We start from the raw sequence: 12422 nt of genomic DNA on the forward strand, positions 1-12422 counted from the left end.
GCCAGCGTGGCGGGCTCCGCCCCCGCGCCCTCCGGGTCCCAAGCCCGGTGCTCTCCTGACTGAGCTACACGCTGCCGCCCCGGCTAAACCGGGCCCGCGAGCAGACCATAAAGCACCGACCTGCAGGAACGCGCCGCATTTACTAACCTCAGGGGCGGCGCTGAACCACCTGGCGGCGGCGATTTCGGGGCGCCGCCGCCGGCGTGGATCAGATCTTGCCGGTGCCGGCACCCGCGGTGACGGTGGCCTTGACCTTGTTGTTGGCCTCCGGGGTGTAGGAGTAGGGGATCGCCGCGACGGCGGCGCCGTTGCGGACCTGCTCGGTGCCCGAGTTGACCTTGTAGTTGTTCAGCACCTTGAGGTTGCCGGGGTCGGAGTCGCCGGTCTGGGTGACCGTCGGGTTCGCCACGTTCTCGAAGTAGTTGCGCTCGACGTAGACGCCGGCGTTCTCGGTGGAGGCGACGCCGTAGGAGCCGATGTTGCTGTAGTAGTTGTTGAGCACGTGCACCGGGTTGGCGAAGCGGACCCGCGGGTGCCGCTGGTTGGTGCCGTCGAACCAGTTGTGCACGTAGGTCACCCGCAGGTGCCCGAGGTCCTCGGCGGCGTTGTCGTCGCTGTGGCCCAGCAGCATGGACTTGTCGTGGTCGTGCAGGTGGTTCCACGACACCGTGATGAAGTCCGACCCGCGCTTGATGTCGATCAGGCCGTCGTACCCGTTGGCCAGGTCGTTGTGGTCGATCCAGACGTTCGTGGTGCTCGACTGGACGTTGATCGAGTCATCGCTGGCGTTGCGGAACACCAGGTTCCGGATGATCACGTTGCGGACGCCGGAGAGGTTGAGGCCGCCGCCGGTCAGCCCGGAGCCGGAGCCGACGCCGATGACCGTCTTGTTCGACGCGACGCTGTACATGCCGGAGATCGAGATCAGGCCGGAGACCCGGACGGTCTGCGAGGTGCCCGAGCTGAGCGCCGACTTGAGCGCCGACGCCGAGGTCACGGTCACCACGGTGCTGGACGATCCGCCGCTCGTGCCGCCGTTCATGCCGGCGTACCCGACCGGGCTGGATTCTGCGGCGGCCGCGCTGAGCTGAGTGGCGGTCAGCGTGCCGCCGACGGCGAGGATGCCGGCCGAGAGTGCCGCGATGACGATGCGGCGGCGATGGGTGCGGGCCGCCGCCGGCTGTGCCGTTGTGAGCATGGGGTTTCCTCCATGGGGAGAGTGGATGCCGCCGGGGCGGCACGGGACTCGGCCCTCGCGCGCTCGGTGCTGGGCGGGCGGGCCGGTTTGGCGCCTTTGGAGATGTGCGGAGCGGCTCGCCGGCCTCTTCGGCTGAGCGGCTCCGGCCTGCAGGTAAGCGCTTACCCGGCCTGAACCTAGGCCTGCCATTGATTGATGTCAATCTCTTGACCGTGCCGTTCGCCGGGCTCTCCTTAACCGGTTCACGGTGACCTGGCGTTTCGTGCCGCGCTCTCGTATCGCGGCTTGCGCATGTGGTCACATCGGACACCCGGCGGGCGGCGGCGGTCCCGCGCCGCGTCGGACCGCTCCGTTAGGGTCCGCCCATGCGCACAACACCACTTCCACTTCGGACGTTGCGGGTCGCGGTCGCCGAGTTCGCCACGGCGGGCCCGGACACCTCGTGGCAGACGCTGCTCGGCGCCACCGCCCCCGCGATCGACCTGTCCCGGCCGGCGCACCAGCAGGCCGCGCTCCGCTGGCTCAACGCGTGGGGTTGCCGCATCCGTTACCCCCGGCCGGGCGAGCCCGACGTGGCCGGCGCGGGCCTGGGTCGCTGGTGGGCGCAGTGGTCGGCGACGCTGCCGGGGGCCGGCGTCACGCTGGCGGAACTGGCGGACCCGGCGATCGACGCCCTGGGCCCGGCCTACGCGGCGCTGGTCGCGACGCCGGTGTCGGCCCCGCCGCGGGCGCGCGGGCTGGGCCCCACCGCGGCGACCAAACTGCTCTACGCGCTGCGCCCGGCCGCGCTGATGCCGTGGGACGCGGCGATCGCGGACTCCCTGCACCGGGGCCGCGATGCCGCGGCCTACGTCGCGCACCAGCGCCTCGGCCGCGAGTGGGCGGTCCGGGTGCTGGCCGAGGCCGGGCTGGACGAGCCGGCCCTCGCGGCGAGCCTCGGGCAGCCGGACCGCACCCTGGCGAAGATGCTCGACGACTACTGCTACCTGGCCTACACCCGTGGGACGGTGCCGGCCGGCGACCCGCAATGAGCAATTTTCACCCTGGCCCCGGGCCGGCGGCGTCCGGGCCGTCGACCCCCGCCGGGCACTGCCGCCCGGGCCACGTTGAAAAGGCTCGTTGATCAGGCCGGGCGGGCCGCCAGCGCCAGCACGTGCGGCGGCGGCGGCACCGCGGGGCTGAGCGCCGGGTCGGAAACCGGCTCCTGCCAGGAGGCGCGCAGCGGCAGCTCGCCCGCCCAGAGGCCCAGCTCCGCGTCGGGGGAGTCGGCGTCGTCCGGCGGTCCGCTGCGCAGTTTGACCGAGGCCTCGTCGAGCGGCAGGGCCAGCATGGTGGTCGCCGCGAGCTCCTTGGGGCTGGGCCGGCGCGCGTAGTCCCACTGGCCGGGCGTGACGTGCTCGCTGACGATGCGCAGCGCGTCGAGCTTGTCCCGCTGGTCGGTGAGGACCTGCGGCGTCCCGTAGATCATCGCGCTGCGGTAGTTCACCGAGTGTTCGAACATCGAGCGCGCCAGCACCAGGCCGTCGACCACCGTGACGGTGACGCACACGGTCGCCCCGGGCCCGGTCAGCGACCGGCTGGCCACGGAGCCGTGCAGGTAGAGGCGGTCGTCGTCGAAACCGTAGACGGTCGGCACCACCATCGGGACGCCGTCGACGTCGACGCCCAGGTGGCAGACGAAGGCGGCGCGCAGCACCGCGTAGAGGTCCTCGCGGGCGACGCGGCCCTTGTCCCGGCCACGCCGCAACGTCGTGCGTGGCGTGGCGGAAAGTGCGCCGGCGGCCGTGCTCTCGCTCATCTCTGCCTTTCCCTGAAAGCCCGATCGGTGGCGGTCCCTTGCGAGAGCTGACCGTAACGTATTGACCGAAGACGCCGGAAAACGCTGACCTGCCGCATACCGGCGAGAACTTCCCGTCTGGTGCTGCGGCGGGCGGTTGCATCGACTACAGTCGATTCCGGCCGCTATGGGACTTGACCGTGCGGCCCATTCCTGTGCGCACTCCAACGCTGACTCCAGCGGGCACTCCAACCTTCGCCCTCACCATTGCTCCCGTACCGAACCGGCACGCCGCCGGCGGCCGGTCGAGAGGGGGCGGTGATGGGCGTCGATCCAGTCGCGCCGTGCCTGCCGCCGCCGCGGCCGACCGGTTGTGCCGCGGACCTGGCCGGGCGATCGACGACCTCCCTGCCTGGATCGGATTGCGAGATGACGAACCGACATACCCACCGGTCAGCCAAGACCCGGCCGTAGTTCCCGCGACGGGCCGACGAAGACATCGTGCGGGACAACCTGGAGGTTGCAGTGCAACACCAAGAAGTTGAGCTCCTCGCCATTGGTGCAGGACCGGCGAACCTCGCGCTCGCCGTCGCCCTGGAGGAGCTTGCCCCCGAGGTCGCCGCCAACTCGGTGATCATCGAGAGGCACCAGGACGTTGCCTGGCAGCGCGGGATGCTGCTGCCCTGGTCGCAGAGCCAGGTGTCGTTCCTGAAGGACCTGGTGACGTTGCGCAATCCGCGCAGCGCCTTCTCCTTTGTCAATTACCTGTACTCGGTTGATCGGCTCGATCAGTTCATCAACCTGGGCAGCTTCACGCCGTACCGGCTCGAGATCTCCGACTACCTGCGCTGGGTGGCCGAGTCCCTGCGCCGGGTACGCATCCAGTACGGCAAGGAGTGCACCTCGATCGTGCCGCGCAAGAACACGGCGGGCGCGGTCGTCGGCTGGCTGGTCACGATGGCCGACGGCAGCACCATCGCCGCCCGGGACCTGGTGATCGGCGCCGGCCGGGACGCGAACGTGCCCGAGCAGTTCCGTGACCTGCCGCGCGAACGGGTGATCCACAGCGTCGAGTTCGGCATGCGGGTCGAGCAGCTCGACGAGGCCGCCTCGGGCCGGTTCGCCGTGGTCGGCGGGGCGCAGAGCGCCGCGGAGATGCTCTGGTCGGTGCACCAGCGCTTCCCGCAGGCGCAGTGCACGATGGTGATGCGCTCCATCGGCCTCAACGGCTACGAGAGCAGCAAGTTCACCAACGAGCTGTTCTACCCGTCGTTCGTGGACGAGTTCCACGCCGCGGAGCCCGAGGCCCGCGCCCAGCTGCTGCGCGAGATGCACCGCAGCAACTACGCGGGCCTGGCGCCGGCGACCCTGGACACGCTCTACCGCCAGATGTACCTGGAACGGCTCACCGACGCCCAGCGCCTGAAGATGATCACGATGGTGGACGTCGCGGGCGCCCGGCTCGAGGACGACACCGTCGTGCTGAGCCTGGTGGATCGCAAGAACGGCCAGCGCAGCGAGCTGTGCTGCGACACCGTCCTGCTGGGCACCGGATTCGTGCCCGAGATGCCGCGGATGGTGCAGAACCTGGCGCAGGCGCTGGACCTGCCCGCCGCCACGGTGGACCGCAACTACCGGCTGCACCTGCCGAGCGGCGCCGAGGCGGGCTGCTACCTGATGGGCGTCAACGAGGCCACGCACGGGATCGCGGACTCGCTGCTGAGCGTGCTCGCCGCCCGGTCCGGAGAGATCGTCAACGACCTGCTGGAGCGCCGCGGTTCCGACCGGCGACTCAGCACCCTCTCGCTCGCAAGCTGAAGGAGGCCATGACATGACCATGCAGATTCGCCGTGTGGACAGCGACGGCCTGACGCCCGACAACGGGCTCATGGCCCAGCGGCTGCTGCCCTGGACGGCACTCAACGCCCCGTTCGAGGGGTCCTGGTGCGTCGTTCCGCCGGGCGCCTCCTCGGGCGCGCACGGCCACCACGAGTACGAGGTCTGGGTGGCCATGACCGGCGCCGCCGAGATCATCACCGACACCGCCCGGGTTCCGTTCGTGGCGGGCGACATCGTGCACTTCACCCCGCACGAGCGGCACCAGGTGGTCAACAACGGCGACGACGCCTTCGCCATGTACGCCGTCTGGTGGGACGCCGAGATGTCCGACCGGTTCCTCACCCGGCACCAGGCGCAGCAGCCGGAGGCGGCGGCGTGACCGGCGGCGAGCGGCGGCCGGCGATCATCATCGCCGCCACGCCCACCTCGAACGGCGACCTGCACGTCGGGCACCTGGCCGGTCCCTACCTGGCCGGCGACATCTACGCCCGGTACCTGCGGGCCAACGGCCGCCCGGTGACCTACACGACCTGCACGGACGACAGCCAGAGCTATGTGGTGACGACCGCGCACCGCCGGCAGGTGACGCCCGCGGAGCTGGTCAGCCGGTCCACCGCGGCGATACAGCGCACCCTCGAGGCCACCGGCATCTCGATGGCCCCGCTGCCGCCGATCGACGAGAAGTACCGCCGGACCGTCCTCGGGTTCCTCGGCGCGCTGCGCGCGCTGGGCCGGTTCCGGCTGCGGACGGTACGCCTGCCGTACGCGCAGCACGCCGGTACCTTCCTCTACGACGGCCTGGTCAGCGGGGTCTGCCCGCACTGCCTGGCGAACAGCAGCGGCGGCGGCTGCGAGAACTGCGGGCACCCGAACAACTACGACGAGCTGCTGGAACCGGTCTCGTCCCTGGACCCCGCCGATCCGGTGACCCACCGCGACGCCACCATCCTGGTGCTGCCGCTGGAGGAGTACCGCGAGCGGCTGACCGCGTACTTCGCCGAGCACGCGGAGCGCTGGCGCCCGCACGCCCGCCAGCTCGTCCGCGAGCTGCTGGCCCGGCCCCTGCCGGACGTACCGGTGACCGTGCCGGGCAGCTGGGGGATCGCGGCACCGTTCCCGGAGACCCCCGGGCAGGTCCTGTACCCGTGGGTCGAGGCCATGCCCGCGTCGATGTACAGCACCTGGCAGGCGGCGGGCGCCCCGGCGGAGGCGACGGATCGGCTGTGGCGCCGGGAGAACGACGCGGAGCTGGTCTACTTCCACGGCTTCGACAACGTGTACCACTGGGGCCTGATGGACCTGGTGTTCCTGATGGCGCACGGCGACCGCTACGTCACCCCGGCGGCCAACGTGTGCAACGAGTTCTACGACCTCGACGGGGAGAAGTTCTCCACCAGCCGCAACCATCTCGTCTGGGCCGCGGATCTGGTCGCCGAGGTGCCTCGCGACCTGGTCCGGTTCTACCTGGCCCTCACCGGGCCGGAGTGCCAGCGCACCAACTTCGACCGGGCGGCCCTGACCGGCGTCATCGAGCGCCGCCTGGTGCGGCCCTGGAACGCGCTGTCCGACGCGCTGTCGCTCGCCCTGTCCGGCGTCGACATCCGCTCCCCACTGCCGGTCACCGTGGCCGGGCAGGCCCGCGCCGAGCTGCTGCGGCAGCGGTTCCGGGCCTGCTACGAGCTGGCCGACTACAGCCCGGCCCGGGCCGCGGAGACCGTGCTCAGCAACCTGGGCCGGATGCGCGCGGCGGCCGAGGCGCTGGACCGGGGCGAGCACGGCGGCACGATCGGTGACCTGCTGCTGGAGATCCGCACCCTGCTGGCCGGCGCGGCCCCGATCCTGGCCGACGCGGCCGCCGAGGCCGCGGACGACGGGGTCGATCTCCGCTTCGACCGGACCCAGCCGGGCGCCGTGCCGGCGTTCCTGCTTCCCCTGCTGCCCTCCGGAGCGCGGCCCGCCGCGGATCGCAGCGCCGAACTCGCCACCGTCGCTGGAGGTGCGGCATGAAACTGCTGACGATCGAGACCCGCCAGTACCTGTCCTACTACATCTCCCGGTACCGCCAGGTCGAGGCGCTCGGCGTCGACCTGTACGTGCTCAACGGCGAGGGTACGCCCGACTTCTGGCCGGCCGAGCGGTATCGGCTGGCCGGCTCCAAGCACGTCGACGACCTCGTCGCCGAGGCTCGCGCCTGGCACGAGCAGGAGCAGTTCGACGGCGTCATCACCTTCTCGGAGTCCGCGGTGGTCGCGGTCGCCGCGGTCGCGGACGCGCTGGGCCTGCCCGGCATCGGCGTTGAGGCGGCCCGGTGCAGCCGCAACAAGTACCTGATGCGGCAGGCGTACGAGCGGGCCGGTGCGCCCGTCCCGGGGTACCGCTTCGTGCCCGAGCTCGACGACGCGCTGGCCGCGGCCGAGGAGTTCGGCTACCCGGTCATCCTCAAGCCCACCATGGGCGCGGGCAGCAACTTCGTGTTCAAGGTCGACGACGCGAGTGAGCTGGCGGAGCGCTTCGAGCAGGCCAGCAAGGGCATCCAGGAGATGTTCTGGGTGGTCTCCGAGGCCGACGGCATCGACCTCGGCCCGCAGGGCCTGATGGTGGAGTCCTTCCTGGACGGTCGCGAGTACCTCATCGAGGCGGTCGCCTGGGACGGCGAGCTGTTCCTCGGCTCCGTGGTCGACCGCATCACGGCCGAGGGCGGCACCTTCGACGACGACGTGCACGGCGCGCCGACCTCGCTCGGCCCGGACGACCTGGCCGAGGTGCACGCGGCCGTGGCGGCCGCGGCCCGCGGCCAGGGCCTGCGGCGCAGCGTGATGCACGCGGAGGTCCGGTTCCACGAGGGCCGGCCCTACCTGCTCGAGATCGCAGCCCGGGTCGGCGGCGGCGGCCTGGACGAGATCGCCCGGCTGACCGCGGCGCACGACCCGATCAAGGCCGTCCGGGATATCGCCGTCGGCCGCCGGCCCGACGTCCGGCACTACCAGCCGACCGGTACGCACCTCACCGCGATGTGCCTGATCAGCGACGCGGGCGTGGTGGAGCACGTGGAGGTGCCGCCGGAGGTCAGCGAGTCGGACAAGGTCTTCCTGCTCAAGATCACCGCGCGGCCGGGCGACGTCATCAAGCGGCCGCCGGACGGCAACACCATCCTCGGCTTCCTCGGCACCACCGGCACCTCGCAGGACGACGCGCTGGCCACCATGAACCGGCTGGCCGAGCGGATCGTCGTCAGGTTCGCGCAGTAGCAGACCGGCGACCCACCAACCCTAGGGAAACGACGTGTCCTCCAGCATTCTCGAGGGACGTGCCGCGCGGCGAACCCGCACGGCACGCCCCCGCAGCTTCCTGATGTGCCCGCCCGGGCACTTCGACGTCACGTACTCCATCAACCCGTGGATGGACCCGGACCGGCCCACCGACGGCGGCCGGGCGGTGCGCCAGTGGGACCGGCTGCGGAACCTCTACATCGGACTCGGTCACACCGTCGAGCAGATTCCGGCCATCCCGGGCCTGCCCGACATGGTGTTCGCCGCGAACGGCGCCACCGTCATCGACGGTCAGGTCCTGGCGGCCCGGTTCCGGCACGCCGAACGGGCCGCCGAGGGCCCCGCGTACGCCGGCTGGCTCGCAGAGCGCGGGTACCAGGTCCACCAGGCGCAGTTCGTCAACGAGGGCGAGGGCGACTACCTCTTCACCGGCCGGCGGATCCTGGCCGGCACCGGGTTCCGCACCGACCCCCGTTCGCACGCCGAGATGCAGCGCGTCTTCAGCCATCCGGTGGTCACCCTGGAGCTGGTCGATCCCCGCTACTACCACCTGGACACGGCCCTCGCGGTCCTCGACCACGACGAGATCATGTATTACCCCGCCGCGTTCTCCGCGGACAGCCGGGCGCTGCTGAGCCGGCTGTACCCGGACGCGATCCTGGCCGGCGACGCGGACGCCGCGGCGTTCGGTCTCAACGCGGTCTCCGACGGCCGGCATGTGGTGCTCGCGGAGAAGGCCACCGGGCTGGCCGACCAGTTGTGTCAGCACGGGTTCGTGCCCATCGGCGTGGACCTGTCCGAACTCATGAAGAGCGGAGGCAGCGCGAAGTGCTGCACGTTGGAGCTGCGGGCGCCGTGAACTACGACAACAAGAGATTCCGGCCGGTCGGCGGTGCGGCCGGCGAGGACGGCCGGGTCGCGCGCTACCGGCAGCAGGGCGACCTGCTGTGGGGCGAGTTCACCGGCGGCCACGCCCGCCGGGGCGTGCTGACCGGCACCGCCGGGCCGGACGGCCGGCTCACCTTCGGCTACTGCATGGTCCTCGACACCGGCGAGGTGATCACCGGCCACTGCCGCAGCACCCCGGAGGTCCTGGCCGACGGCCGGATCCGGCTGCACGAGCAGTGGGAGCGCTTCGGCGCCCAGGCGAGCACCGGGGTGTCCTGCATCGAGGAGATTCCGTCCACCGAAACCCCCGCCCAGCCGGCGGCAGCCAAGGAGCGATCGTGAGCGTCGAGACAGTCGAGGCGGGCGCCGGAACGCGGCGGCCGAAGCAGGGCGGGGTGGTCACCTGGGCGTGCGCGCCGGGCTTCCCACCCGCGGTGATCTTCCCGTTCACCCCCGCGGAGCGCATGGGCACCCGCAACGTGCTGGAGTTCCAGGCGCTGATGTACCGGACGCTGTACTTCTTCGGCAGCGACGGCGTGCCCGACGTGGACTACTCCACCAGCATCGGCGAGCCGCCGGTGTGGAGCGAGGACGGGCTGACCGTCACGATCAAGGTCAAGCCGTGGAAGTGGTCCAACGGCGAAACCGTCTGCGCGGACAACGTGCTGTTCTGGGTGAACCTCATGAAGGTCAAGGGCGCCCGGTACGGCGAGTACGTGCCCGGCTACTTCCCGGACAACCTGACCGACTACGGCAAGCTGTCCGAGGACACCGTCTACTTCACCTTCGACCAGGTGTACTCCCGCTCCTGGGTACTGAAGAACCAGCTCAGCATGATCACCCCGCTGCCCCGGGCCTGGGACCGGACCGCCGACGGCCCGGCGAACGCCTCCGGCGACCTCGCCTGTGTCGAGGCGGTCTACGAGTACCTCATGGCCGAGCAGGGCGACATCTGCGACGAGGGCAACGAGCACCGTACGAGGTGGGCCGACAGCCCGATCTGGAGCGTCGTCAGCGGCCCGTGGCGGCTGAAGAGCTACACCCTCGCCGGCGTGGTGACCTTCGTGCCGAACCAGCACTACAGCGGGCCGAACAAGCCGTACCTGGACGAGTTCCGGCAGGTACCGACGTTCTCCGACGAGGGGCAGTACCGGATGTTGCAGGCGGGGCCGGAGGGTCCGGACGCCATCCAGGTCGGGTACCTGCCGCTGAGCTTCGCCACCGAGCCCACCACCGATCCGACGGTCGGCGGGGCCAACCCGCTGGGCGACGACTACACGCTGGTGCCGCAGGTGGCGTACTGCATCCGGTACATCTCGCTGAACTTCAACAACCCGACCGTGACGGGGAAGCTGTTCGCGCAGACGTACCTGCGGCAGGCGCTGCAGAGCACCCTGGACCAGGACGCCGCGGTGCGCGACATCTACCAGGGTTACGCCTACCGGCAGAACGGGCCGGTGCCGATGATCCCGAAGACCGGCCTCGTGTCGCCGCGCCAGCGCGAGGGTGCCTGGCCGCTGCCGTTCGACGTCGACCGGGCCCGGCAACTGCTCGAGGCCAACGGCTGGGACACCAGCACCACCCCCGCGGTGTGCGTACGCCCGGGCACCGGGCCGGGCGAGGCCGGTGCGGGCATCCCGGCCGGCGCGAAGCTGTCCATCCTGCTGCGCTACGTGGAGGGCCGGCCGGCGCTGACCCAGCTGATGACCAAGTATCGCCGGGACGCTGCCGCGGCCGGCATCGAGCTGCGCCTGGAGGAGGTCTACGGCTCGGTGCTGGTCGCCGAGGACGCGCCCTGCGTGCCCGGCCCGGACAGCCCGTGCCTGTGGGAGATGTGCTGCTGGAACGGCGGCTGGGTCTACCACTACCCGACCGGGGAGATCCTGTTCAAGGCCGACGCGGGCGGCAACTTCGGGCACTACTGCGACCCGAGGGCGGACGAGCTGATCGGGCGCACGGTGACCTCCGAGGACCCGGAGATCCTGTACGAGTACCAGGACTACATCGCCGAGCAGGCCCCGGTGATCTTCACGCCGAACTTCCCGATCCGGCTGTTCGAGGTGGCGAGGAATCTGCACGGGTTCGAGCCGGTCAACCCGTTCGGCATGATCAACCCCGAGAACTGGTACTACGCCGAGGATCCGCAGTGATGCCGGTTCCGCCCATCGGCGCCCATCCGATGCTGGTGCTGCTGCTGCAGTTGGCGCTGCTGCTCGGCCTGGCCGTGCTGTTCGGCCGGATCGCCGTCCGGCTCCGCCTGCCGGCCGTGGTCGGCGAGCTGACCGCGGGGGTGCTGCTCGGCCCGTCGCTGCTGGAGCACGTGGCGCCGGGGGCGGCCGGCTGGCTGTTCCCGCGCGCCGCGGGCCAGCTGAACCTGCTCGACGCGGTCGGGCTGCTCGGCGTCCTGCTGCTGGTGGGCATCACCGGCATGCATCTCGATCTGCCGCTGATCCGCCGGCAGGGCGCGAAGGCGGCGGCGGTCAGCGCCTGCGGGCTGCTGGTGCCGCTGGGGCTGGGCATCGCGACGGCGTTCGTGCTCCCGGCGTCGATGCTCGGCACCCGCTCCGACCGCACGGTGTTCGCGCTGTTCATCGGCGTCGCATTGTGCGTCAGCGCGATCCCGGTCATCGCCAAGACCCTGCTGGAGATGCGGCTGCTGCACCGCGACGTCGGCCAGTTGATCATTGCGGCGGCCGCCGTCGACGACATCGCCGGCTGGCTGCTGCTGTCGGTCGTGTCGGCGATGGTGATCACCGGGGTGACGGCCGGGTTCGTGCTGACCTCGGTCGGCTACCTGCTCGCCATCATCGTCTTCGCGGTGCTGATCGGCCGCCCGGTGGTGCGGATCTGCCTGCGCTGGGCGGCCCGCACCGGCGAGGCGGGCGTGGCGGTCGCGACCGTTGTCGTGCTCCTGCTGTTCGCCGGGGCCGGCACCCACGCGCTGGGCATGGAGCCGATCCTCGGCACCCTGCTGTGCGGCATCCTGATCGGTTCCGCGGGGGTGCAGGAGCTGCCGGACCTCACCGCGCTGCGCACGTTCGTGCTGGCCGTGCTGGCGCCGCTGTTCTTCGCCACGGCCGGGCTGCGGATGGACCTGACCGCGCTGCGTCACCCGCCGATCCTGCTGGCCGGCGTCGCCGTCCTGCTGGTCGCGGTGGTCGGGAAGTTCGCCGGCGCGTACCTCGGTGCGCGGCTGGGCGGGCTCGATCACTGGCGCGGGCTGGCCGTCGGGGCGGGGCTCAACGCCCGCGGGGTGATCGAGGTGATCGTCGCCATGGTCGGCCTGCGGCTCGGCATTCTCAGCACCGCCTCGTTCACCATCGTCATGCTCATCGCGATCGTGACCTCGCTGATGGCCCCGCCGCTGCTGCGCGCCGCGATGCGGCGCATCGCCGTCACCCCGGCGGAGCAGGCCCGGGACACGGCGTACGCCACATGATCACGGACCAGA

At 71.1% G+C, this 12422-nt stretch carries 11 protein-coding genes and 1 tRNA gene; 9 read left to right on the plus strand and 3 right to left on the minus strand.

The genetic code is table 11. The features are described from left to right. Position 1: 1 nt before the first annotated feature. Both AB0F10_RS08705 and AB0F10_RS08710 read right to left on the minus strand, forming a co-directional pair. Positions 2 to 74 (minus strand) — tRNA-Pro (locus tag AB0F10_RS08705). 134 nt (positions 75 to 208) lie between these two features. Then, positions 209 to 1198: a pectate lyase gene (locus AB0F10_RS08710; RefSeq protein WP_360621543.1), complete on the minus strand. Its 990-nt coding sequence runs from the start codon at positions 1196 to 1198 to the stop codon at positions 209 to 211. Positions 1199 to 1563: 365 nt separating this feature from the next. Between AB0F10_RS08710 and AB0F10_RS08715 the strand changes: the two genes are divergently transcribed. Next, entirely contained in the window at positions 1564 to 2229 is a 666-nt protein-coding gene (locus AB0F10_RS08715) for a hypothetical protein (protein WP_360621545.1), read from the plus strand. A gap of 92 nt (positions 2230 to 2321) precedes the next feature. Here the strand turns inward: AB0F10_RS08715 and AB0F10_RS08720 are convergent, their stop codons facing one another. Next, a complete protein-coding gene (locus AB0F10_RS08720) occupies positions 2322 to 2996 on the minus strand; it encodes a pyridoxamine 5'-phosphate oxidase family protein (protein ID WP_360621547.1) in 675 nt (224 codons plus the stop codon). 504 nt (positions 2997 to 3500) lie between these two features. Here AB0F10_RS08720 and AB0F10_RS08725 point away from each other — a divergent pair. From AB0F10_RS08725 to AB0F10_RS08760, 8 genes are read left to right on the plus strand one after another with little or no spacing between them, the layout of a single operon-like run. Beyond that, on the plus strand, positions 3501 to 4793 hold the full coding sequence (locus AB0F10_RS08725) for a SidA/IucD/PvdA family monooxygenase (RefSeq protein WP_360621549.1): 1293 nt from the start codon (positions 3501 to 3503) through the stop codon (positions 4791 to 4793). 13 nt (positions 4794 to 4806) lie between these two features. After that, a complete protein-coding gene (locus AB0F10_RS08730; protein WP_360621551.1) occupies positions 4807 to 5193 on the plus strand; it encodes a cupin domain-containing protein in 387 nt (128 codons plus the stop codon). Continuing rightward, positions 5190 to 6821, plus strand: a complete 1632-nt coding sequence (locus AB0F10_RS08735; RefSeq protein ID WP_360621553.1) for a class I tRNA ligase family protein — start codon at positions 5190 to 5192, stop codon at positions 6819 to 6821. The genes AB0F10_RS08730 and AB0F10_RS08735 overlap by 4 nt, the downstream gene beginning before the upstream one ends. Further along, on the plus strand, positions 6818 to 8062 hold the full coding sequence (locus AB0F10_RS08740; RefSeq protein ID WP_360621555.1) for an ATP-grasp domain-containing protein: 1245 nt from the start codon (positions 6818 to 6820) through the stop codon (positions 8060 to 8062). The genes AB0F10_RS08735 and AB0F10_RS08740 overlap by 4 nt, the downstream gene beginning before the upstream one ends. A gap of 46 nt (positions 8063 to 8108) precedes the next feature. Then, on the plus strand, positions 8109 to 8942 hold the full coding sequence (gene ddaH / locus AB0F10_RS08745; RefSeq protein WP_360621612.1) for a dimethylargininase: 834 nt from the start codon (positions 8109 to 8111) through the stop codon (positions 8940 to 8942). Then, positions 8939 to 9313, plus strand: a complete 375-nt coding sequence (locus tag AB0F10_RS08750; RefSeq protein ID WP_360621557.1) for a hypothetical protein — start codon at positions 8939 to 8941, stop codon at positions 9311 to 9313. The genes ddaH and AB0F10_RS08750 overlap by 4 nt, the downstream gene beginning before the upstream one ends. Continuing rightward, entirely contained in the window at positions 9310 to 11121 is a 1812-nt protein-coding gene (locus tag AB0F10_RS08755; protein WP_360621559.1) for an ABC transporter substrate-binding protein, read from the plus strand. Before AB0F10_RS08750 ends, AB0F10_RS08755 begins: the two co-directional genes overlap by 4 nt. Then, on the plus strand, positions 11121 to 12410 hold the full coding sequence (locus AB0F10_RS08760) for a cation:proton antiporter (protein WP_360621561.1): 1290 nt from the start codon (positions 11121 to 11123) through the stop codon (positions 12408 to 12410). The genes AB0F10_RS08755 and AB0F10_RS08760 overlap by 1 nt, the downstream gene beginning before the upstream one ends. Positions 12411 to 12422 lie beyond the last annotated feature (12 nt).

The organism is Actinoplanes sp. NPDC026623 (genome assembly GCF_040638275.1).
In the GTDB taxonomy this organism is placed as follows: Bacteria; Actinomycetota; Actinomycetes; order Mycobacteriales; family Micromonosporaceae; genus Actinoplanes.

What these genes read in the sequence shown, in the direction of transcription:
- AB0F10_RS08730 (WP_360621551.1), top strand. Translation starts at nt 4,807, where the DNA reads ATGACCATGCAGATTCGCCGTGTGGACAGCGACGGCCTGACGCCCGAC.
- AB0F10_RS08715 (WP_360621545.1), top strand. Translation starts at nt 1,564, where the DNA reads ATGCGCACAACACCACTTCCACTTCGGACGTTGCGGGTCGCGGTCGCC.
- AB0F10_RS08760 (WP_360621561.1), top strand. Translation starts at nt 11,121, where the DNA reads ATGCCGGTTCCGCCCATCGGCGCCCATCCGATGCTGGTGCTGCTGCTG.
- AB0F10_RS08720 (WP_360621547.1), bottom strand. Translation starts at nt 2,996, where the DNA reads ATGAGCGAGAGCACGGCCGCCGGCGCACTTTCCGCCACGCCACGCACG.
- AB0F10_RS08710 (WP_360621543.1), bottom strand. Translation starts at nt 1,198, where the DNA reads ATGCTCACAACGGCACAGCCGGCGGCGGCCCGCACCCATCGCCGCCGC.
- AB0F10_RS08740 (WP_360621555.1), top strand. Translation starts at nt 6,818, where the DNA reads ATGAAACTGCTGACGATCGAGACCCGCCAGTACCTGTCCTACTACATC.